Source organism: Ruegeria sp. BG9 (assembly GCF_056538305.1).
Map to the genome: position 1 here is coordinate 500,264 of NZ_JBQFSY010000001.1, position 21,912 is coordinate 522,175.

The window sequence follows — 21,912 nt, forward strand, 5'->3', positions numbered from 1 at the left end:
ATGCCCACCGAAATCCTAATGCCCGCCCTGTCTCCGACCATGGAGGAAGGCACCCTTGCCAAATGGCTGGTCAAAGAGGGCGACACCGTCTCCTCCGGCGACCTGCTGGCCGAGATCGAAACCGACAAAGCCACAATGGAGTTCGAGGCCGTTGACGAAGGCACCATCGGCAAGATCCTGATCCCGGAAGGCTCCGAAGGGGTCAAGGTCAACACTGCCATCGCAGTCCTGCTGGAAGATGGCGAAAGCGTCGATGACATCGGCGCCGCACCGGCCGCGGCCCCAGCGGCTGCACCTGCCGCCGCCGCGAGCAACGAGGTCGCCGCGCCAGCGGCATCCGAGGCGCCCGCCCCTGCTCCGGCAGCACCGGCCAAAGCCGACGGTGGTCGCATCTTCGCCTCACCGCTGGCCCGTCGCATCGCGGCGCAAAAGGGCCTTGATCTGGCACAGATCACCGGCTCCGGCCCACATGGTCGCATCGTCAAAGCCGATGTGGAAAGCGCAACTGCAGCGCCAGCAGCAGCCCCGGCCCCTGCCGCAGCAGCCACGCCCGCAGCGGCGGCACCGGCTGGCCCATCGGCAGATGCCGTGGCCAAGATGTACGAGGGTCGCGACTACGAGGAAATCAAGCTCGACGGCATGCGCAAGACCATCGCCGCGCGCCTGTCCGAGGCCAAGCAGACCATCCCACATTTCTACCTGCGCCGCGATATCAAACTGGACGCGCTTCTCAAGTTCCGCAGCCAGTTGAACAAGCAGCTAGAGGCTCGTGGCGTGAAGCTGAGCGTCAATGACTTCATCATCAAAGCCGTCGCCAACGCGCTGCAGCAGGTCCCCGAATGCAACGCCGTTTGGGCGGGCGACCGGGTGCTGCAGCTGAAACCTTCGGACGTGGCAGTTGCGGTTGCGATCGAAGGCGGTCTGTTCACTCCGGTCCTGCAGGATGCCGACACCAAGTCTCTGTCTGCCCTGTCGACCGAGATGAAGGACCTTGCCGGTCGCGCCCGCGAACGCAAGCTGGCCCCGCATGAGTACCAGGGCGGCACATTCGCGGTCTCGAACCTCGGCATGTTCGGGATCGACAATTTCGACGCCATCGTGAACCCGCCGCATGCAGGCATTCTTGCGGTCGGCACAGGCCTGAAAAAGCCCGTTGTCGGCGAAGACGGGGAGCTGACGGTCGCCACCGTGATGTCCGTCACGATGTCTGTGGATCACCGGGTCATCGACGGCGCGCTTGGGGCTCAGCTGCTGCAAGCCATCGTCGAAAACCTGGAGAATCCGATGGTCATGCTGGCCTGATAGAACTCTACCCGCCGGGGTCCGACCTCGGCGGGTGCTCTCACGATCGCGGCCACGCTGTGAGCACGCGTGATCACTCCAAAGGTTGCCTCAGCAATCGCGCTCTCCCACCTTAAAAACAGACGGTTTTGAAAGCCAAAGGTGGTCCATGCGCTTTTTTGATTTGACCAAGATATTGCTTGTCGTTGCCGCGTCCGCAACTGCGGCAGACATGGCATTCGCAAAACCCAACAGCTATCCGGGCGAAAACTCCAGGTTCAAATCCAGTGATCCAGCCGTCATCGCCCAGCAAAAGGCTGAGCGCCAGCAACGCATCGACAAGCGTAAGGAACGCAGGGAACGAAGACGGCAGGAGCGGTTGAACAGAAAGAACAACCGCTCAAACTGATTTTTACTGGTCCTTGCCCAGCATGTGGTCCATCGAGATCGAGGGCTGATCGCACCCCGCCTCGCCCACGATTTTGGCCGGGATGCCGGCAACTGTCTTGCAAGCGGGAACCTCTTGTAGCACCACCGATCCGGCGGCGATCCGGCTGCAGTGGCCGACCTCAATGTTGCCAAGAACCTTGGCCCCGGCACCAATCAGAACTCCATCACCGATCTTTGGGTGGCGCTGCTCTTCTTCCTTGCCGGTTCCGCCCAAAGTCACAGAATGCAGCATCGAGACATTGTCACCAACCACAGCAGTCTCACCAATCACGATGGAATGGGCGTGGTCGATCATGATCCCTTTGCCGATCCTGGCGGCGGGGTGAATGTCGATGCCGAAAATCTCAGACGACCGCATCTGGAAGAAATAGGCCAAATCATGCCGTCCCTTGCGCCACAACCAGTGGGCCACACGATAGGCCTGCATCGCCTGATAGCCTTTAAAATAGAGGATCGGCTGCAGTAGTCGGTGGCAGGCCGGGTCGCGTTCGTACACGGCCATCAGGTCCGCGCGCGCAGCCTCAATCAAGCTAGGGTCGTCGGCATAGGCCTCGTCCACGATCTCACGCAGGACCATCATCGACATCTCGTTCGAACACAGCTTGGCCGCCACTCGGTACGACAATGCCCGCTCAAGGCTGCGGTGATGCAGAATACAGGCATGCACCAGCCCGCCCATCAGCGGCTCTTGCTCAACGGCGGTATGGGCCTCGGTCGTGATCCGGTTCCAGACCGGGTCGACGGGGGTCACGTGGCTGCGCTTTTCAAACATGGCTTTGATCCTTTGCTGCGCCTAGCATGCCATTTAGTGGTAAAAACGCCAAACGCAAACCCGTGATCTGTAACTTAACCAAAATGAATGTGTTCTAAGAGGGGGCTTGCGCCTCTCGGTGCTTTAAGAAGTCAGCCCAACGCCCGCCGGGTCTGAAATCGTATCAGCTGGCGCAAAACCATCTCAAAACACTGGCAATAGTTCGGATCATCAAAGCTCGGTTCATCCGCCAGTACCCGCGTGCGGGCGGCTGTCATTAGGGATCCGTTGCCATAGGCCGGGTGCAGCCGCCCGGTGCGCTGGACATGGCGGTCGGCCAGTTCGGCCTCGGCCACCATCTTGATACAAAGCGATCGGCGGCTGCGCTGCGGCACGGCCAACAAGGCGCGTGCCGCAGCACTGACATCTCCGTGGAGGACGGGGCGCAAAGGTCTTACGCGACCTGAATGCGCGCGGCCGGACCAGCACCATATGTGGCCGAGATTTGCGCGATCTCGACCGCATATCCACCTGTCAGGCCATCAGCGGACTTCACGGCTGCGGTATAGGCCCAGCGCGGTTCAGGCACGATCTCTTCGCGGATCAAAGCCCCATTTGCCCGCACACGGATGAGGTAGGATTCGCTTTCCTCACCCAGTGGGACGTCCAGCCCCGCCCAGTCGTCCCCTTCGATCCGCGTTCGCCTGATCCAATCAAACGCATCCTCATCCGACTTGGTCTGCACAGACACATGCACCGGCGCATAGGGGCGCAAGCCGTTCCCGTCGAAAGCCTCGACCAGATACTCGTAGGATGGGTCGTCATACCCGCGCGAGGCCGGACCGATCCGAAAGTGTCGGGCCACACGCCGTTCGCTCGGCAACAGGCTGGTTTGCGCAACGCGTTCATCCAGCAGGACAAAAGTTGACCCCTCGGGCCAGACGTCTGGCATCAGGGCGTCCGTTCCCAGCTGGCCGCGTAGACGTCCGGACAAGGCATAGACGCCCGGCTCTTGCAGGGCGGCGTCAGAGAACTGGAACACCTCCCAATTGCCCGGTGTTCCGTCACCGATGGCCGCCAAATTGGCCCCGTTCAGCAAGGATGTCCGCGGACGGGATTCCAGAATGCCGTCAATCAGCTTGACCCGCAGAGGCGCGCCCTCATCCCAGATCCCGGCTGAGGCGCGATGCAGCGGCGTTTCCGTAAAGCCCATCACCGCCTGGTCCGATATGACATCACGCAGCGCATAATCCTCATCCCTGGCCGAAGCGTGAACGGCGACGCTGCCAGGCCATGGATCGGCCGAGACGGCGAGATACGGCGCGTGCGGGGCCTCTGTCCCCGTCAACAGCGGCAGGTCCATGAACACCGGCACCACCGGCACAGGGGCGACGAAGGGCCGGATCGCAACCGGGTCATCCTGCAACCCATTGGCCGTGTAGACACCGCGTTCGATTCGCACCGCCTCGGCCAGTTGCAGATCCGCTTTTTCCAACCGGTCGATACGATAGAGCGCACTGCCCTCCTGTTCAGACAGGCGAACCACGTCTCCAGCCCCCAGATGCAGCATGGACGGGGGCAAGGCAAACCGGGCGGTGTCGCGGGACACACGCGCCTCGCTGAGCCAGCGTTCGGCGGTCTGGCGACCCTCGGCACGGGTCATGGACAGGGGCATCTCATTGACCGCAACCGCATGGGTCTGCGCGTCGGGCAGCACGGCCTCTTCCGCCACCAGATCGTGATCGGCATCCGATTGAACAAAGCGCAGACGGACACGTCCGGTCATCTCGGCCTCGGCCTCACGACGGTATTCCACGGTACCATCGAGATCGGAGCTGACAGCCAGATGTTCCAGGTCCAGCGTCACAGCACCAAAGCCGTCACGTGTCTGAAACCGCAGGACACCGTCCCGTTCAATTGCGTCAAACCCATAACGCAGCATCAACGGCTGCAATGCCGAACGCGCGTCCGAGACATCCTCGACTGCGTAGCCTCGGACCACACCATAGAGCTGCGAGACATCAATATCCGTGACCCCTGCCCCATGGCAGATCTCGGTCACAACCGAGGCCAGCGTGCGCGCACCGGATCGACCGTTCAGCCAATGCCCTCGGGCGTAGTTTTCGCCGTCGTCCCATTGGCTTCGCAGGTTTGGAAAGGTGGGATAGGGCCGCGCGTCCCACGCCCAGACATAGGCGTTGGAGAGGTCCAGCATCAGGCCGTCATAGATCTCGGACACCGGGTTGTTCTGCGGCTCGGACCAGTAGCCCAGCGTTGCCGTCAGATACTGCACTTGGATGAAGTCATCCCTGAGGCCGTTGGAATGCGGCGGCAGCCTCGATTCAGAGGATTTGGGATCGAGAAACTTGTTCGGCTGGTTGGTACTTTTGTCCACTGCTGCGCAACCCAGTTCGGTGAACCAGATCGGCTTAGACCCCGGCAGCCAATCGGTCGGATCGTTCTGGCGCACGCCGCCAATCCGTTCGTGATGCCAGTTCGACCACCAGTTGCGCAGGTCCTTGTAGCGCCAGATCCACGGCTCATCATGGGTGCTGTCTTCGATCGGAGTCCGAATCTGCGCCTCGGCTTCTTCTGGCGAGGCGTAGTACCAGTCATAACCTTCGCCACCTTCGACATTGGCGCGCAGGTATTCCAGATTGTAGATCGACCCGGCATCGGCATCCTGATGGTCTTCGCCATCGCGCCAATCTGATAGAGGCATGTAGTTATCGATCCCGACAAAATCGATATTGTCATCCGCCCAAAGGGGATCGAGGTGAAAGAACCTGTCTCCTGTCCCCGAGGGCTGATAGCCGAAGTATTCGCTCCAATCCGCTGCGTAACCGATCTTGGTCTCCGGGCCCAGAATTTGGCGCACATCCGCAGCCAGTTGGCGCAGCTGCTCGACGGCGGGAAAGCCGTTTTGTCCGCGAATTTGCGTCAGGCCCCGCATTTCGGAACTGATGCAGAAGGAACTTACGCCGCCTGCAATCTGGCAGAGCGTGGCGTAGTGCAGGATAAAGCGACGCAGCCCCCATTCCTGCGGGCCGGAATAAGTCACCTGCCCCGCGTTGATGCCAAAATCGCTGACCTGAGCCGCCCCGAAAAACGCGGCCACCTGCGCGTCGGCGGCGGCTGTCTGGTCCGGCGACCCGTCGCGCCCCGGAGCCACGTCCAGCGTGATCCGTCCGCGCCAGGGCAAATGCGGCTGCTCTCCGTCCGACCATGGATCGGGCAAACCGTTCTGCTGCAATTGGTCCATCAGGATGAACGGGTAGAACATCACATCCTTGCCGCTGTCCTTCAGATGTTGGATCGCCTGCACAACCGCGCCATCCGCCGGAGTGCCACCATAAACAGGCCGGTCATCCTGATGCTGGACCCCCTCGGCCGTATTGCGCCGCAGGCCCGACACGACCCAGGGCATGTTCACACCATCTATGTCATCGCGCACCACCTTGGGCGTGATCTGACAATCGCTACAGCGCAAATCATTCCCGAACCACGACACGATCAGAGATGCCGCTTTACAGCCCGGTAGCTCTCGTGAAAGCGCTTTTGTCGAGGTGACCAGATCCGGCTCGCCCGAGGCCGAGTTGACATTGGCCGCCCAACTGCGTCCGCGTCCTTGGGAATAGTTCACCTGAGTGCTGGCCAGTGCATATTCGCCAGTGCCCGGCATCAGGGCCACGCCCTTGACGATCTGGCCCAGCGCGGACACGTGATCCGGCATTTCGGGCTGTGTGGGGCGCACCACTTCGAACGAGAACTGAGGCACCCGGTTGCCAAAGGACGCCAGCTGGAAATCCTCGATCACCACATAGGCCGTACCGCGAAAGGCCGGGACATTGCCGGTGCCCTCGACGGCCTCGATCAGGGGATCGGGGAGTTGATCCTGCGTCCCGTAATACACACGGATATTCAGGCTCGCGCGCTCTTGCTCCTCACCGTCGGCCCAGACGCGCGTGACATCGGCGATCTCGCCCGCACCGACCGCAATCGCCAGAGAGATCGAATAGCTGTAGGTCGTTGTCGTCACTTTGGGCGGTTTCGGTGAGCCCTTGCCGCCTCCGCCTGAGGATTGCGTACTTGTGGTTCGGGTCTCCAGAAAGTCCGAGGCCCAGATCACCTGACCACCCACGCGCATACGGCCAAAGACCGTGGCCACGGGGGCGCCCTCGGCTGTTTCGGTCAGACGGAATCGGTCCATGCGGCCGGTCTCGACCACTTCGCTGCCGCTGCCCATGACCGATTGGCTCATCATGCGTTGGTCAATCACGCGGCCCAGCGTGGCCCCAACTGCCCGGCCGACGATGGCGGTGGACAGACCGGCCACCGTGCCGCCGATCGAGCCGCCCAGCGCAGCCCCTGCTGCGGAAAGAAGAATAGTAGCCATCAGCGACCCTCCAACGGGAATTCAAAACAGGCGACCACCCGGCGGCGCCAGGGGTCGCTCAGGGCGTTTTCGACAACGCCATGTCCGGAATAGGCATGGATGAAACGCGGCACCTCGCCGATGCTGCTGACAATGCCCAGATGCTTTGCGACACCGCTATCCCGCATCCGGAACAGCAGCACATCTCCGGCGGCCATTTCGGCTGAGGGCTTTTCGCTCAGGTGCCTGCGCGCAGCTGCCCACATGCGTTCTTCACCCTGCGGTTCGGACCAGTCCATGCTGTAGACGGGAACCGCCTCGGGTTCGTGCCCAATCACCTCGCGCCAGACACCGCGCAGCAGGCCCAGACAATCCGTCCCCGCCCCGCGAACCGAAGCCTGATGCACATAAGGCGTGCCCAGCCACGCGCGCGCGGAGTCCACGATCTTTTGCTTGCGTTTCGTCATCGTCTGCTACCGCCTGTATTCGCGTTGCCTTTCTTGGGCACAGCCATCACCCAGTCTTCGCCCGGAAGATCCGGAAAGCCCTGAAAGTTCAGAAAATTGTTGAATTTCAACCGGCAGGTCTCCATCCGCTTGTCGCAGCCAGCGGTCAGGCGCACCCGGTCTCCAACGGCCAATCCACCCCCGATGCTGGCCCACAGGGTGATCTCGCGCCCGTCTTCCGTCCGACGGTCCTGCTTGATCGACCCCCATAGCCCATTTGCTGTGCCCGAGGTCACATCCAAACGTCCCCGTTCGAACCAGGCTTCATCAGAGGAGGCCCCACCGAGCAGCCGAAGCGACGTGCCTCCGTCAAAACCGGAGACTTCAGCCTCGACCTGATAGCCGGGCTGGCCTACGGCAAATCGGCACGCGGAATCCCCCAAGACGGCTGTGCAGGGCTTTTGATAGATCCGTCCCAGAGGGCGGTTTAGCAGATCGGTCAGCCCGCGCAGCTCTGCGTGAAAGGCTCCACCTGCCCGGCGCAACTCACCAATCGAGCCGCGAAACTGCAGCACACGCTGCTCTGGCGCGGCCCAATTGACCAGCCAGGCGCGCACCTCGGCCCCGTCGAAACGACCGGCCTCGATATCATCCTCTCGGACCGAGGCATCGGACAGCGCGCCCATCGCCTCGGAATTGTCAATTGACAGCCCGGTGGCCTGCTCGATGGCGGCTGCGGTCAGGCCGGTGCTGGCGCGAAAGGTCAGCGCGTCGAACCGCAGCTCCATGTCATGATCGGTGAATCCAAAGACCTGACCATCCTTGCGGGTGATCGCCCAGCAGCGGCACACAGTGGTCAGACCGCTTTGCAGATGGGCCTGAAGTGCCTGTGTATCCCCGCTCATCAGACGCGCACCTCGACCACGGGAACATTCGGCACATCCCCGGCCTGAAAGCTGGCCACGCTGGTCTGAATCTTGTCGGTGTCGAACCGCACCGGCACGTCAAACTCGAACCCCGCCGTGATCTCGACCTGTTCGGGCGGAGGGGCCACGAATGAGACCACCCCACGGGCCAGATCAACCTCATAGTCGACGCCTTCGCGCATGGCATCCTGATCCAGACCCAAACGCACCGTACCGAGGACGGGCTTGGTGATCGGTCGCACATAGCTGACCCCGCCCGAGCTATAGGTTTTCACCAGTTGAAACTCGGTACACTCTCCGTCGCCACGCGCGATGACCTGATCGCCGTGATCGACGTCAGCCGTAGCTGATCCCGACTTGTAGTCCGACCAATCCTTCCAGCGGAACCCGTACATCTGGCCCTGACGTGCCTCGAAGAATGAGATCATCGTTTCGATGTCATCCAGCGAGCGCATCCCCAGCCCGGCATCATAGCGCCTGCGCGAATGCGCCCAGGGCGTGTTGCGTTCCTCGAACCCGTTGGCCAGTGTTACGATATCCGTTCGCCGTTCCGGACCGCCGACCGAGCCGAAACTCAGACTGGCGGGAAATCTCACCTCGTGGAAATTCATCTTCTGCTCCCCTTATCTGTTGCGACTGCCACGGCCCAAGGCGCGGCTCATCTGCGCCGCGATCTGGCCTTGCGACCGGCGGAACCCCTGCACATCGGGCGTGGAGATATTCATCACCACATTCACAGCACGCCCGCCGCCCTGTGTCCGAACGCCCAGCTTGCCGTCCGCGCCGCGCGCCAGAGGCATGATCGCCTCGGGCCCAGCCTCACCCATCAGCCCAGTGCCGCCCCGCATCGGAAACATCGTCGGGCTACTGACCACGCCGCCATTGGCAAAAGGCATCACCCGGCCCTGGCTGAAGCTGCCACCATCCGCAAAGGGCAGAATGCCCTGCACCAGACGGCCAACCCCATTGGCCAGCATCCCCCCGAAATGATCCGTCACGGGCTTGATCGCCGCCGAATAGGCCGTGCGGATCATCGAGTTCTTCAACACATCCAGCGCGTCAGACAGGTTCATCCCGTCCAACACCACGCCGTCAAACGCCTTGCGCAACCCGCCGGACATACCACGCTCCAGCGTCGCCACATCCTTACCGGTCTCTTCAAAGGCGGCCCTGACCCGCTGCAAGTGACCATCAAACGCCGCCGCCATCCTCGCCGCGTCACCCAGCGCGTCGCCCAGCGACTCGCCCCGTTCCTGCAGGTCGTCAAAACCTTCACGATCCGTCATCACGCTCTCCTTGTTCCTTGTCCGGATAGGCCGCCAGCAAAGCGTCGAGGCCCTTCCGGTTCATCGCAGGCATCCCCGCGCCCTGCCCCAACATCAGCCGCAACTCGGCCGGGGTCAGACGCCAGAACTGATCCGGCGTCAGACGCAGGCGGAGGATCCCGGCCCGCATCAGCGCGGGCCAGTCGAACCCGCTCACTGCTCCGGCACCATGAAGGCGCGGGCCAGCAATTCGGCCGCCGCTTTGGCACCCGCCATCGGCCCACCTGCGATTTCGGCATGCAGCAGGTCATCGCGTGTGACCGGCGCGCCGCCGCCGCGCAAACCGGCGACCAACAGCGCCAGCACGTCGCGGCTGGAATACGCACCGCCTTCGAACCGCTGCACCAATTCGACCAGAGATCCGGCCCCCAGTTCCTGTTCCAATTCCGCCAAGGCACCCAATGTCAGCTTGAGCACCCGCTGCTCCCCATCGATGGTCAAAGCCACCTCGCCCGTCCACGGATTGGCCATCAGAGCGCCGTGAAGCTCAGCGCACCGGCGCTTGCCATGCTCATCTCATAGGTCGCCTCACCGTTATGCGAGCCCGCATATTCGATGCTGCTGACCTGAAACGGCCCTTCGACAATGCCGAAATCGGGGATGATCACCTGAAAACCGGGCGTCTCGCCGTCAAAAAACAACTGACGCGCCCGTTCATCCGTGCCTTCATCCTTAAACACGCCCGAGCCTGAGATCGAGGCCGACTTGACCCCCGCTCCTGACAATAGCTCGCGCCACCCGCCCTGGCTTTCCAGGCTGGTGACATCGACGCTTTCCGCGTTGAAACTGATCCGCGTGGCGCGCAGGCCCGCGATGGTTTCGAACAGGCCCGTGCCGTTCATATCCACTTTGACCAACAGGTCTTTTCCGTTCTGGGCAGCCATGTGCTCTCTCCGTTGATTGCTTAGTCGTCTTCCACGCGGGCGCGGAATCTCAGATCGATCTGGCGGATCGCGCCGCCCGTTCCCGTGCGTCGGGCGCTGGCCCGTTCGAACCACAGCCCCACCAGATGGCCCCGGTCCAAACTCAGCGCCGCGCCTTCCAGCGCGTCGCAAACCGCGCCGGCCAGCGTTTTGGCCGCGCCAAAACCTGCTGCCTCGGACACCACCGAGACCGTGAAGCGATGCACAGCCCCTGCATTCGCGCGGTCAGAGGCCTCTCGCACCTCTTCCGGGCCTAAAGTCACGTAAGTCTGCGGCATGGTCCCCGCAGGCACCGCGTCATAGATCGCCCCGCCCGACAGCGTGCTGACCTGCGCATCGCCCGATAGCTGTTGAAACACCGCCGCCTGCAAAGCGGCTGAAACGCCATAGCTCATGCCGCCACCTCTTCATCTGCAAAACAGGTCAGGTACTGGCCGCGCGGGTCCCGCTCGGCCACCGCGCGGATCACGAACCGTCGGGCACCTTCTCGGAACCGCTGGTCCGGAGCAGGCCGCATGCTCGACCCCTCAGGCGCGCCACGCACAACGATCCGGTAGCCAACGCGCGAGACCGAAGCCCCACCAACCGCCCGCTCCGCCCCGCTGCGCGCCGTCACTTTGGCCCAGAGCGAGCCCAAAGTGGCCCAGGTTTCCGTATAGCCCCCAGCGCCGTCAGCGGTGCGAACCGGCGCTTCCAGCTCCAGTTTGCGGTTCAGTCGCGGCGCGTTCATTGCATCACCCCAGCGCCGAAGCGCACCGTGCGATAGCGTTGAATCAGGCTGGTCACACCGAAGGGCATGCACCCAGCGCCCAAGGCTGTTTCGTCGCGATATTCGTAGTAATGCGCCGCCAACAGCAGCACCGCCTGTCCCAGATCGGCGGGCAATCCGCCCCAATCTGCGGCCATGCCAGCTGTGAAGGCGATCTTTACCGATCCGCCGGTCTGGATCCTCGGCAAACAAGACCCCGCCGCCCGCACCCGAGGGCGCTGCGCATCCCGCTCCAACCGGTACGTCGCGCTGTCTGCCACGGTTTCAGCGCCCAGCGCATCCGTCAGCGTCACAGCACCAACTGAAACCACCGGGGCCACCGGCAGAGTTTCGCTTTCCGGATCGCGCCAGCCGTTCAGGCTCCACGAAAACTCGCGCTCGATCAGCACCTTGCCGGTGCGCGCCTCGATCGCTGCAATCGCTGCACGCAGAAAACCGGTCAGAACCTCATCCTGCGTATCACCCTCGGCGAACCCCGTGCCCAGCCGCAGATGCGCCTTGAACTGATCCACCGGCAGCGCCGCATCCGCGATGGCGGTTTCTTCGATCAACATCATCCATTCACTCCGCAATCTCGGACCCCTCAGGGGCCGCATCCTTGGAAAATGACGGGCACGCGCCGCCCCACGTTGCTCGGACGGAGGGGAGCAGCTAGACAACGCGGGGGATCTCACCCCGGCCCGCGCCCGCCGCCCGACGGGCTTGCGCCCCCCGGATTCAGCCCGCTTAGGCGGTGCCGAATTTCACCAACTTGATCGCAGCAAAGTCGCTTACGTCGCCGCCGACGCGCTTGGTCGCGTAGAACAGGACGTGAGGCTTGGCGCTGAACGGATCGCGCAGGACGCGCAGATCGGGACGCTCGGCAATAGTGTAGCCCGCTTGGAAATCACCGAAGGCAATCGAGAAGCTGTCGGTCGCCGCATCCGGCATATCTTCGGCGATCAGCACCGGATAGCCCATCAGACGCGCAGGCTCACCCGCCGCCAGACCGTCGGACCACAGGAAGCGGCCATCGCTGTCCTTCAGTTTGCGGATCAGACCAGCGGTCTTCGAGTTCATCACGAAAGTACCGTTGACCCGGTACTGCGCACCCAGCGCATAAACCACATCGACAATCGCATCCGCATCGACGCCACCATCAATGCCGGTGGGCACATAGCCCAGACGACCCCAAGCCCAGCTGTCATCCGCCATGGTGCCATGGGTCAGAATACCCTTCGGCTTGTCGACACCATCGCCATTGATGAACGCCGCGGCCTCGGCGCGGGCGAACTTGTCGGCAATACGACCAGCCAGCCAGCTCTCGACATCGAACGCGCTGTCATCCAGCAAACGCTGCGAGGCTTTGGGCAACGCGCTCAGCTCGTGCAGCGGGATCGAGATGCGGTCAATCGCCGGGGTTCCGGTTTCCGCAGCGGCCGAATTCTCATCCGCCCAGCCCGCGCCTACATCGGTGTGGTCGATCAGCACATCGAACGAATTCGCTTCGACATTCACCACCGAGGCAATCGACCGGATCGACGCGGTCGAATTCAGGACCGATTTGATCGTCTCTGCAGTCTGCGGATCAACCAGATAGCCGCCATCGCTGTTCACCGCGCTCGACAGAGATTTCGACTCCATCTCGAGCCCGCGCAGTCCATCATCCTCGCCCGAACGCACATAGGCGTCGAAAGCCTTCTGATGTGGTGCGCCGTCCTCGATCGAGGCCGCAAGATGCGGGCGCGCCGCGATGGTTGATTTACGATCCAGCATGGTCAGTCGCTCTTCTGTCTGTTGCAGTTGGGTTTTAACTTCAGCCTTGAGGCCCTTGAATTCATTCACGAAGCCAGCCATCGCCTGCTTCACCTCCTGAACCAGGGGCGCACCCTCTCCGGTCAAGGCCGGGGTTTCGGTCTTGCTCATCAGCACTTCCTTTTTGGGTGGGATTGAGGCGCGCTAGGTCCGCGCCAGCTCCTGCCGGGCGTCGTCGAACACCTCGGCAATACTGCGCCAGGTGTTCTCGGCCTCAGGCTCCACGCCCTTTGCCGCCACCCGCGCACTGGGCAGCATCGGGAACGTCACCAAGGACACTTCCCAAAGCTCCAGTTCCGTCAGGACCCGCTGGCCCTTGTCATTCTTCACGGCCCGCTTGGTGCGGTAACCAATCGAGAGACCATCCATCGCGCCCGCTCGGATCAGTTCCGCCGCCTCACGGCCCTTTTGCGTGGCCTCCAGCAGACGCCCTTTGACCCAAAGGCCACGGTCGTCCTCGCGGACCTCGTCCCAGACACCGATGGGCTGCGCCGGATCGTGCTGCCATAGCATCTTGACCCGCTGCCCAGCCTTTGCCAGCCCGTCGAGCGAGCCGCGATACGCCCCGCGCTGCACCACATCGCTGCCCTGATCGACCTGTCCGAACAGGCTGGCATAGCCTTCGATCACGGCGTCATCGGTGACGGACAACCCGTCTCCGAACCGGGCGAATTTATGCTCTAAATCCATGAACTTCTCCATGTAACTTACTGAACTCATGGCGTTACCACCAAGATGGATTGAAACGCCTGCGCCAGGATCACCGCGACCACACCATAGACCGTCAGCCACAACCGGCGCTCCAACCGCTCCATCATCTCTTCGATCTGATCCAACCGCCTGCACAGATGCGCATGCTGGATCTCGGCCACCCGTTCATGCGCGGCCAGACGCAGGCCCGGCGCGCATTCGAACGGAGGATACCCGTCAGACATCCGCGCGCTCCGGCAGGCCCAGCAAGGCCCGCTTTTCGGCATCGCTCAGGAAATCGGCCCCGTTGACCCGCGCCCATTGCGCATCGCGTTCCGCCGACAGCGCGGGCACCTGATCCAGATCGGGTTTCAGCATCAGATATTCGCCGGTAAAGCCAACCAGCCACTCCGACACCGCCGCCGCCACCCGCGTCACCAGGGGCAGCACGGTCAGGCGATAAAACGCCCGGTTAGCCTCCTGATAGTTCGAATAAGTCGCGTCTCCCTGGATTCCCAGCAGCATCGGCGGGACACCGAAGGCCAGCGCGATCTCGCGGGCGGCGGCTTCCTTGGTCTTTTGAAACTCCATATCGGACGGTGAAAAGCCCATCGGCTTCCAATCCAACCCGCCTTCCAGAACCATCGGGCGGCCCGCATTGTGTGCCCCGCGATAGTTCTGCTCGATCTCATCGGACAAACGCCGGAACTGATCCTCGGCCATCACCCCATGGCCATCGCCCTTCCACACCAGCGCCCCCGAAGGCCGCGCCGCATTGTCCAGCAGAGATTTCGACCAGCGAGACGCGCTATTATGCACATCAATCGCCATCGCCGCCGCCTGCATCGGCGAGAACCCGTAATGGTCGTCCTGGGGGTGGAAGGACTTGATGTGACAGATCGCATCCGCCGGAAACCGGTGTGTCTTGCCGCCCGCCTTATAATCATAAGCCTTGGGCCACCCATCCGCACCCGGCACCACGCTCATCCGGTCCGAGCGCAAAACATGCAGTTCAACCGGCAAGCTCTCGTCTGTCTGAACGGCCTCAACATAGGCGTTTCCCGACAGCAGTAACTGTCCGAACAAAGCCTCCATCAACTCCGCTCGCCCCTGCGCCGCATTCGGACGGCGCATGAGGGACAGGATCGGATGCGCATCATAGCGCTGCGCCTGATCCTGCAGCACCAAAGGCAACGCCGCCGCCGCCTCGGCAATCAGCTTGACCGAGCGGAACCCCACCGGGTTCCCCGAAAACCCTGTCCGCGTCAGCGACACTGCGTCCCGAGGGCTCCACGCCACGCGCCCGCCCGTCTGCCAAGCCACGACGGGGCCAGCCGCGCTCGCCTTCGCCTCGGGCGCTCCACGACGCAAGAAATCGAATACCATCTGTGCTCCTTTCTGCCGCCGTTGTGTCCGGCTTGTTGAAAGGAGTTATTGCGGAAAGAAGTTTAAAGCTTGGGAATGCAGCGCGCGGAGGGAGAGCAACACAAGCACCCAAAATCATCTGTGGCCTGAGTAGTAGACAGAATTGGTGACGAGCCTGATACTCTATTGAGGCAACCTTTGTTACTTTTGGATGACCATTTCAAATTTGCGCAGCTTTATGGATCGGGAAGGAAAGCAAAATGTTCAACGACGCAGTGAAACATGGTGGCGTTGCGGTTGTTACCGGGGCGGCAAGTGGGGTCGGGCGTGCTGCGGCACTACGGTTTGCGCAGGCGGGTCTGGGTGTCGTTCTAGCAGACCTACCCGGCGCACAACTTGACGCAACGGTTCAAGAAGCACGCCAATTGGCGTCCGCTAACGCGCCTGTTGAAGGCATACCGACTGATGTGACATCAAATGAAGAGGTAAACAGACTTGCCGATCTCGCATTTGAGATCGGTCCAATTGCTGCTTTGATGAACAACGCGGGGATTAGTCTGCCGACAACCGCTTGGTCGGAAATGGAAAACTGGCAGCGGCTTTTGCAAGTAAACTTTTTCGGCGTTCTGCGAGGCGTGCAGGCCTTTATGCCTCGCATGATCGAAGCTAACCGCCCTGCTGTAGTCATAAATACCGGCTCAAAACAGGGTATTACAACACCACCGGGCAACCCGGGCTATAATGTCACCAAGGCCGCGGTCAAAGTGCTCAGCGAACAATTGGCTCATGAGTTGCGTGAAGCCGGAGCGCCAATTTCTGTTCACTTGTTTGTGCCAGGTTTTACATACACTGGTATGATTGCGTCTTTCCTCCCGGAAAAACCGCCCGCGGCTTGGACTAGTGAACAAACAGTTGATCACTTGTTCAGTCGAATGGCCAATGGTGATTTTTATATCCTTTGCCCGGACAACGATGTCGACGAGACACGCGACCGACGTCGAGCACAATGGGCTATTCAAGACATTACCGAAAACCGCCCTCCACTCTCTCGCTGGCACCCCGACTACGCGGAAGCGTTTGCCAAATTCGAGAAAACTGGTGAGCAATAACTGAAGGCCTCGCGCCCGAGGCCGCCGATACGCCCCCACGGGCCCAACCATCAACTCGTGCAGCGCCCTGTCCGGCGCGTCGACTAGGTCGGGCGAACCTTGCCTGAGTCCAACATGGCCAACTTTAAGAGTTAGCCGCTCGTTGAAGTTTGAACCAAATTCCTTTTCGGTCGCAGCCAAAGTCTTTTGAATTCATGCCAGAGATGTTGTTTGCGTCTCATTTGCCCCCCACGTGCGCTTCGAATGCAAGAGGCCACACGATGAATGAAAATGACCCTGTCCCGCCCATCTACTACGATGCGCACGATATCTGGACAAACGAACCTACCGCTGCTGACAAACACGTCTACGAGGCGTTTGCGTCAAGTGTAGTCAATCTCGTGCAGGTGCTTGATGACTACAAAACAATGATGTCACCGGATGTCTATGCAAGGCTGTTTTCTTCGCTGTTGGCGTTGTCCCGATTGCTCGGTGAATATGAGGATAGTTGGAGCCAAGGGAAGCCGATGTCCTGAACCTAAGTGCTTCCAACAAGCGATCAGTCCGCTATGCAAAATGTGATTGATGGCAAGCACAACTCTTGGAGCTCACAAACTCCGCACCCTTGGCCGCTGATATGTTCCCGCAGGCCCCACAATCAACTCATGCAGCGCCCATACCAAAGCGTCGACCCGGTCGGGCGAGCCCTGCCCGTCGAACCCGCGCGCGGTCATCTGGCACATCTGCTCCTCGAGCGCGTCCAAACCAGCCACATGGGCCACTCGCCCCTGCTCGTACAACGCCGCTACAGGCTCGGCCCGCGCGACCTTGCCGCGTGAAGCCCGTACCGCGCGGAACGGGACCAGAGCGTCCACCTGCCGCACGACTTCCTCCACCAGTTGCCCGCCCTGATTGACCTCAGCCACCAACCGCTCGGCCCCAAATTCATCCATCGCGTCAATCGCCGCCTGCGCCCAGCCCGCCGGGCCGACGCCCTGCACCGTCCGGTCGGCCAGCACATAGGCGCGCCAGTCCTCGGGCGATCCTTGCAACTGAGCGCCCGCGACCACGATCCCGCAAGCATCCGCATCTGAGCCCGCCGTCACTGCGGGATCCAGTGCTACGACCACCCGGTCCAGTTCGGGCAGATGCGCGCAACGCGCCGTCTCCAGCATCGAGCCAGTCCAAAACGCCCCCTCGGCATCCGACAGCAGCACCCCATCTAACTCCTGCCGCCCCAGCCGTGTGCCTGCGTAGCGTGCGCGCACCTCCTCGAGGAAGGACGCAGCCAGATTGGCCCGGTTCGCCTCGGTTGGCGCGTGGGTTTGAACGGTGGAAGGAGACGCCAGCAACTCTTTCAGAACCTTCACATTGCGCGGCGTGGTCGTCACGCAAACCCGAGGCTGATCCCCCAAACGCAAAGCAAATTGCAGCATATCCCAGGTCTCACCGGCCTTCTTCCATTTGGCCAACTCATCCACCCAGGCCGCATCGAACTGAGGGCCGCGCAACCCCTCGGGATCATGCGCTGAAAACGCCTGCGCCTCGGCCCTGTTGGGCCAGATCAGCTTGCGTTCCGAGGCTTTCCACAAGGGCCGTCGATCGGACGGCGAACATTGCAAAATACCGCTATCGCCAAAAATCATCACATCACGCACCTGATCAAAGGTCTCACCCACCAGAGCCACACGAGACGCAGCGCCCTTGTCCAAAGGCTTGGGCCCTTCGACCATCGACCGCACCCATTCGGACCCCGCCCGCGTCTTGCCAGCCCCGCGCCCGCCCATGATCACCCAGGACCGCCAATCCCCTTCAGGCGGCAACTGATGCGGCAGCGCCCAGAACTCGAAAAGGAAAGGGAGGGCACACAGCCCCCCCTCCCCGATCTCACTCAGAAATCTGTCCTGCACCGCAGCAGGCGCGGAGGCGAGCCAGCCTGCACCCGATCTCAGATCGTGCCCGATCAAGGTCGAGCGCATAGCCCCCTTGGGCAATTCCGGCTTGTCTGTGATGTTGTTCGACAAAGCTTGTCTCCACTTTCTGGCAACTGCGGATCAGCCCCTCTATCTGGCCGAGTTGCTTGCCTGTTCCGGCAAGGTCTGCATCCTCCCCGGCTCCGATCTTGTGGCGCAGTTCTTCCGCTGCATGGCGCAGATCGCGAATGGACCTCTCGAGCGACTGCAACAAGTCAGCCGTTTGGGAAATCCGCTCTTCCGGGGTAATCAAAGTCATGTTTGCCTGTGACCTCATGCGTGAGTTTTCTCCGCACGAGAGAAACGAAAAAACGGCCACCGGGTTGCCCCGGGACCGTTACCCACTTCTTCTAGCATGGCACAACTTATACGAGACTAAGTGCGTAGTGTCAAGTTAGGCAGCAACGGACTGCAACGCCTAAGCCGTTCTTTAAATTAAATTTTTCACAACCTTTTGCGAGCGCCCTCCTGCGCGAACCACCCTATCGACAGAAAAACCCCACCAATACAGCTCGCATATGCAAATTAAACACAGACTTATTTCCCAATTACGTTTCCTTTTTTGAGAAAAAGAAGGAAATTGGGCCTCATTTGTGCTATTTTGACCATTATGCTCATCATTTTGTGAGCATGATTCAACCTAGAACGAAGTTGTTTATTTTTTGGAGTAGTTATGTCACGCCAACCCCATGGGCTTAGCCGATATGAAACGCTGGTAAAAGAATGCGCGGATACCCCACGCCCGCCGCTGCCGGATACGTTTGGACGAATCGGGCATCGCAACCCTCTCTCAGGTATCGCCCCAGGCGGTGAGCCTTTTGATACCGCCGATGTCCTCGCCGCGTTTGATGCAGCGGTTGACTCTATGAAAGATGCCAATGACCCACAGGGGCATGACGTCGCCGCCGGTATGACCTTCTTCGGTCAATTCGTCGACCACGATGTAACGCTGGACGCGACCTCGGCCATTGGGACAGTTATTGATCCAGCTACCATTCGTAATATCCGCACCCCGACACTGGACCTCGATTGCGTCTACGGCGATGGCCCCGAAGCATCGCCGCACCTCTATCACCCGGACCATCACGGCTTCCTTCTTTTTGGAAACGCTGACAATCATCTCGACCTTGCCCGAACCAAGCAAGGCACGGCGCTGATTGGCGACCCTCGTAACGACGAAAACCAGATCGTTTCGCAATTGCAGGGCGCTTTCATTTGCTTGCACAACATCGTCATGACAGCGTTGGAGGCAGACAATGGCATGGCACGCAAAGCCTTGTCCGGCATTTCAGCGGCAGCCATGCATACCTTCAAGAAAAGCGAGGAGCCTTTCCAGGTTGCGCGGCGAATTTGTCGGCTGCACTATCAGTATCTCGTGGCCCATGATTTGCTTCAGGCGTTCGTCGACGCCGACATTCTGAAACATGTGCGCGATCATCTCGAAGGTGGGACACTTCCGAAGCCTTTCAAAGATGACTCTCCTGTTATGCCGATAGAGTTCTCCGGCGCTGCTTACCGCTTCGGGCACGCTACAGTGCAGTCCAAATACCAGCTCAATCATGGCAATCTGGATTTCGACCTGTTCAAGCTAGGACGGCCCGAGTTCTCCTTCCGACCGTCAGACCTGAACATTCACTTCGAGAAACTGTTCGACTATCCCGGTCAAACTGCAGGCACGCGTGCGCGACCTATTGGGCGCAAAATGGCGCAATCCATTTTCGCGCTCCCATTCATCAGCGGTACAGCCGATATCGGCGGCGCGACAATGACCGAAGATCAGAACCGCAAGCTTCCCTTGCGCAACTTGCTGCGCGACCGCCTCACGTTGGAACTTGCCTCAGGTCAACAAATGGCGCGTAAGATGCATGTGCCCGAACTTGCCGCTCCGCCTGAGCTATCAGACCACGGCGTCACCAAAACACCGCTGTGGTACTACTGTCTGCAAGAGGCTGAAGGTCATGGAGGTCGACTTGGGCCGGTGGGCGGCACAATCGTCGCAGCGGTGCTGCTGAGGCTTCTGTATCTTGACCCGGAAAGCCTGGTCTGCTCGACCCACGACTTTAAGCCGTGGAAAGAACTTGGCGCAGATGACGACGGAACGTATTCGATGGGGCATATGCTGAAATTCGTTGAAGCCAATCGCGATAGCATCGCCCATGCGGGGGATCTTCGCACCTAAACCTACCATGCCCTGATCCGGTAAGTCGGATCAGGGTTTTCGCGCGACCAAGGGACCATCACTCACAAGCCTTGACATTTCATTCGCCACGCATCATGTGCCTCTGACCAGCGCTGACGCGTGAGCCTCGGCGGGCACCATCTGCCCCACAGCGCCACAGATTTCTCCAGTTCCCCATCACGCAGGGTTCTTAACGCGACGACCAGATAGAGCAGGATCCGCCTGCCTGTCCCGAGGTCCCGCTTGACCCTACCGGTCGCGAATGCGGCCCATCACGACTTGCCCGTTGGTGAATGCTGCGGGCGGCAAAGGATAAATATTGTTCGACTTCGATATGCTGGGCCTTGCACCAGCGCTCAACGATGCGCTGAAAAGTGCAAATTTCTCACAGCCCACTCCGATCCAGAACCAAGCGATCCCGCTGGCTCTGAACGGGCATGACATTTTGGGGCTGGCGCAGACCGGTACCGGCAAAACGCTGGCCTTTGGCCTGCCTTTGATTGATCACCTGCTGAACCAACCCGGCAAACCTGCACCTAAAACGGCCAAGGCATTGATCCTTGCGCCCACGCGCGAGCTTGTGAACCAGATTGCCGACAGCCTGCGGGTTCTGACCGGCAAGACCAAACTGCGCGTGGCAACAGTTGTGGGTGGCCAGTCCATCAACAAACAGATCGCCTTTCTGGGCCGCGGCACAGACATTCTGGTGGCCACACCTGGGCGTCTGATCGACCTGATGGAGCGAAAGGCCGTCGACCTAGGGTCGGTTCGCCACCTTGTTTTGGACGAAGCCGACCAGATGCTGGATCTGGGCTTCATCCACGCTTTGCGCAAAATCGCGCCTGCCTTGGGCACACCGCGTCAGACCATGCTGTTCTCGGCCACAATGCCAAAACAGATGGAGGAGATCAGCCGCGCCTATCTGACCAATCCCCAGCGGGTGCAGGTCTCGCCTCCGGGTAAAGCGGCAGACAAGATCACGCAATCAGTTCACTTCGTGACCAAACCCGAGAAGCCCGGCAAACTGCGTGAGATTCTGTCGCAGGACACCGGCGCACTGACCCTTGTCTTCTCGCGCACCAAACACGGGGCTGAAAAGCTGATGAAGGGGCTTGTCGCCGATGGCTACAACGCCGCCTCGATCCACGGCAACAAAAGCCAGGGACAGCGTGACCGCGCCATTAAGGCCTTCCGCGCCGGAGAGATCAACGTGCTAGTCGCGACCGACGTAGCCGCGCGTGGGATCGACATTCCCGGTGTGGCCTATGTGATCAACTACGACCTGCCCGAGGTGCCCGACAACTATGTCCACCGCATTGGCCGTACGGCCCGCGCCGGTCGCGAAGGCGAGGCGATTGCGTTCTGCTCGGCGGAAGAGGTCGATCTGCTGCGTCAAATCCAAAGACTGATGAAGATCGACATCCCGGTTGCCAGCGGCACACAGCCCGAACCTGTTGAGGCGGAACGTGGCGGGCGCCGCCAGAACAACCGGCGTTTCAAGCCGAGACCGGCGAACGGAGGTGCGAAGCCCGGGCAAAACAAGCGCCGGCGCCCCCGTCGCAAACCCGCAGCCTGAT

General features: G+C 61.0%; 25 protein-coding genes. 7 read left to right on the forward strand and 18 right to left on the reverse strand.

The features are described 5' to 3' along the window. Together ACR0I8_RS02515 and ACR0I8_RS02520 are read left to right on the forward strand one after the other, a co-directional pair. The gene (locus ACR0I8_RS02515; RefSeq protein ID WP_170688847.1) at positions 1–1,302 is read left to right on the forward strand and encodes a pyruvate dehydrogenase complex dihydrolipoamide acetyltransferase; all 1,302 of its coding nucleotides are present in this window, start codon (positions 1–3) and stop codon (positions 1,300–1,302) included. A gap of 148 nt (positions 1,303–1,450) precedes the next feature. Next, positions 1,451–1,690, forward strand: a complete 240-nt coding sequence (locus ACR0I8_RS02520; RefSeq protein WP_170374011.1) for a hypothetical protein — start codon at positions 1,451–1,453, stop codon at positions 1,688–1,690. A gap of 3 nt (positions 1,691–1,693) precedes the next feature. On the opposite strand, the gene cysE is transcribed toward ACR0I8_RS02520, so the two are convergent. The 17 genes from cysE to ACR0I8_RS02605 all read right to left on the reverse strand — a co-directional run bounded on the left by cysE (position 1,694) and on the right by ACR0I8_RS02605 (position 15,116). Continuing rightward, complete coding sequence (cysE, locus tag ACR0I8_RS02525; RefSeq protein ID WP_170374012.1) at positions 1,694–2,503, reverse strand: serine O-acetyltransferase; 810 nt, start codon at positions 2,501–2,503, stop codon at positions 1,694–1,696. A 131-nt stretch (positions 2,504–2,634) separates the two neighbouring features. Next, a complete protein-coding gene (locus ACR0I8_RS02530; RefSeq protein ID WP_170374013.1) occupies positions 2,635–2,931 on the reverse strand; it encodes a DUF7742 family protein in 297 nt (98 codons plus the stop codon). A 5-nt stretch (positions 2,932–2,936) separates the two neighbouring features. Continuing rightward, complete coding sequence (locus ACR0I8_RS02535) at positions 2,937–6,878, reverse strand: baseplate multidomain protein megatron (RefSeq protein WP_170688848.1); 3,942 nt, start codon at positions 6,876–6,878, stop codon at positions 2,937–2,939. Beyond that, positions 6,878–7,324 carry an NlpC/P60 family protein gene (locus ACR0I8_RS02540; protein WP_170688849.1) on the reverse strand — a complete coding sequence of 149 codons (447 nt, stop codon included), beginning with the start codon at positions 7,322–7,324 and terminating at the stop codon, positions 6,878–6,880. Before ACR0I8_RS02540 ends, ACR0I8_RS02535 begins: the two co-directional genes overlap by 1 nt. Further along, positions 7,321–8,208 carry a baseplate hub domain-containing protein gene (locus tag ACR0I8_RS02545; RefSeq protein WP_170688850.1) on the reverse strand — a complete coding sequence of 296 codons (888 nt, stop codon included), beginning with the start codon at positions 8,206–8,208 and terminating at the stop codon, positions 7,321–7,323. Before ACR0I8_RS02545 ends, ACR0I8_RS02540 begins: the two co-directional genes overlap by 4 nt. Further along, the gene (locus ACR0I8_RS02550) at positions 8,208–8,840 is read right to left on the reverse strand and encodes a DUF2460 domain-containing protein (protein WP_170688851.1); all 633 of its coding nucleotides are present in this window, start codon (positions 8,838–8,840) and stop codon (positions 8,208–8,210) included. The genes ACR0I8_RS02545 and ACR0I8_RS02550 overlap by 1 nt, the downstream gene beginning before the upstream one ends. A gap of 12 nt (positions 8,841–8,852) precedes the next feature. Continuing rightward, positions 8,853–9,515: a phage tail tape measure protein gene (locus ACR0I8_RS02555; protein WP_170688852.1), complete on the reverse strand. Its 663-nt coding sequence runs from the start codon at positions 9,513–9,515 to the stop codon at positions 8,853–8,855. Then, entirely contained in the window at positions 9,502–9,711 is a 210-nt protein-coding gene (locus ACR0I8_RS02560) for a rcc01693 family protein (RefSeq protein WP_170688853.1), read from the reverse strand. Before ACR0I8_RS02560 ends, ACR0I8_RS02555 begins: the two co-directional genes overlap by 14 nt. Further along, positions 9,708–10,025 (reverse strand): gene transfer agent family protein, encoded by a 318-nt coding sequence (locus ACR0I8_RS02565; RefSeq protein ID WP_170688854.1) that lies wholly within the window; start codon positions 10,023–10,025, stop codon positions 9,708–9,710. Before ACR0I8_RS02565 ends, ACR0I8_RS02560 begins: the two co-directional genes overlap by 4 nt. Next, positions 10,025–10,438 (reverse strand): phage major tail protein, TP901-1 family, encoded by a 414-nt coding sequence (locus tag ACR0I8_RS02570; protein WP_170374021.1) that lies wholly within the window; start codon positions 10,436–10,438, stop codon positions 10,025–10,027. The genes ACR0I8_RS02565 and ACR0I8_RS02570 overlap by 1 nt, the downstream gene beginning before the upstream one ends. Positions 10,439–10,458: 20 nt before the next feature. Next, complete coding sequence (locus ACR0I8_RS02575; RefSeq protein WP_170458824.1) at positions 10,459–10,872, reverse strand: DUF3168 domain-containing protein; 414 nt, start codon at positions 10,870–10,872, stop codon at positions 10,459–10,461. Further along, positions 10,869–11,207, reverse strand: a complete 339-nt coding sequence (locus tag ACR0I8_RS02580; protein WP_170688855.1) for a phage head closure protein — start codon at positions 11,205–11,207, stop codon at positions 10,869–10,871. The genes ACR0I8_RS02575 and ACR0I8_RS02580 overlap by 4 nt, the downstream gene beginning before the upstream one ends. Beyond that, complete coding sequence (locus ACR0I8_RS02585; RefSeq protein WP_170688856.1) at positions 11,204–11,803, reverse strand: head-tail connector protein; 600 nt, start codon at positions 11,801–11,803, stop codon at positions 11,204–11,206. The genes ACR0I8_RS02580 and ACR0I8_RS02585 overlap by 4 nt, the downstream gene beginning before the upstream one ends. Positions 11,804–11,972: 169 nt before the next feature. Then, on the reverse strand, positions 11,973–13,151 hold the full coding sequence (locus ACR0I8_RS02590) for a phage major capsid protein (protein WP_170374025.1): 1,179 nt from the start codon (positions 13,149–13,151) through the stop codon (positions 11,973–11,975). A 33-nt stretch (positions 13,152–13,184) separates the two neighbouring features. Next, a complete protein-coding gene (locus tag ACR0I8_RS02595) occupies positions 13,185–13,742 on the reverse strand; it encodes an HK97 family phage prohead protease (RefSeq protein WP_170374359.1) in 558 nt (185 codons plus the stop codon). Positions 13,743–13,756: 14 nt separating this feature from the next. Further along, a complete protein-coding gene (locus tag ACR0I8_RS02600; RefSeq protein WP_170458832.1) occupies positions 13,757–13,975 on the reverse strand; it encodes a GTA head formation protein, RCAP_rcc01685 family in 219 nt (72 codons plus the stop codon). Further along, positions 13,968–15,116 (reverse strand): phage portal protein, encoded by a 1,149-nt coding sequence (locus ACR0I8_RS02605; protein ID WP_170688857.1) that lies wholly within the window; start codon positions 15,114–15,116, stop codon positions 13,968–13,970. Before ACR0I8_RS02605 ends, ACR0I8_RS02600 begins: the two co-directional genes overlap by 8 nt. 239 nt (positions 15,117–15,355) lie before the next feature. Between ACR0I8_RS02605 and ACR0I8_RS02610 the strand changes: the two genes are divergently transcribed. Together ACR0I8_RS02610 and ACR0I8_RS02615 are read left to right on the forward strand one after the other, a co-directional pair. Further along, positions 15,356–16,204, forward strand: a complete 849-nt coding sequence (locus ACR0I8_RS02610) for an SDR family NAD(P)-dependent oxidoreductase (protein ID WP_170688858.1) — start codon at positions 15,356–15,358, stop codon at positions 16,202–16,204. Between the two features lie 260 nt (positions 16,205–16,464). Further along, positions 16,465–16,719, forward strand: a complete 255-nt coding sequence (locus ACR0I8_RS02615; protein WP_170374029.1) for a hypothetical protein — start codon at positions 16,465–16,467, stop codon at positions 16,717–16,719. Positions 16,720–16,791: 72 nt separating this feature from the next. Here ACR0I8_RS02615 and ACR0I8_RS02620 read toward each other — a convergent pair whose 3' ends face one another. Further along, positions 16,792–18,162 carry a terminase large subunit domain-containing protein gene (locus ACR0I8_RS02620; RefSeq protein WP_170374361.1) on the reverse strand — a complete coding sequence of 457 codons (1,371 nt, stop codon included), beginning with the start codon at positions 18,160–18,162 and terminating at the stop codon, positions 16,792–16,794. A gap of 31 nt (positions 18,163–18,193) precedes the next feature. Here ACR0I8_RS02620 and ACR0I8_RS02625 point away from each other — a divergent pair, with 31 nt between their 5' ends. The 3 genes from ACR0I8_RS02625 (at position 18,194) to ACR0I8_RS02635 (ending at position 21,911) form a co-directional block, all read left to right on the forward strand. Continuing rightward, positions 18,194–18,427, forward strand: coding sequence for a hypothetical protein (locus ACR0I8_RS02625; RefSeq protein WP_170374030.1), 234 nt, complete (start codon positions 18,194–18,196; stop codon positions 18,425–18,427). Positions 18,428–18,829: 402 nt separating this feature from the next. Then, a complete protein-coding gene (locus ACR0I8_RS02630; RefSeq protein ID WP_170688859.1) occupies positions 18,830–20,335 on the forward strand; it encodes a peroxidase family protein in 1,506 nt (501 codons plus the stop codon). 319 nt (positions 20,336–20,654) lie between these two features. Next, positions 20,655–21,911 carry a DEAD/DEAH box helicase gene (locus tag ACR0I8_RS02635; RefSeq protein ID WP_170374032.1) on the forward strand — a complete coding sequence of 419 codons (1,257 nt, stop codon included), beginning with the start codon at positions 20,655–20,657 and terminating at the stop codon, positions 21,909–21,911. Position 21,912: the final 1 nt, after the last annotated feature.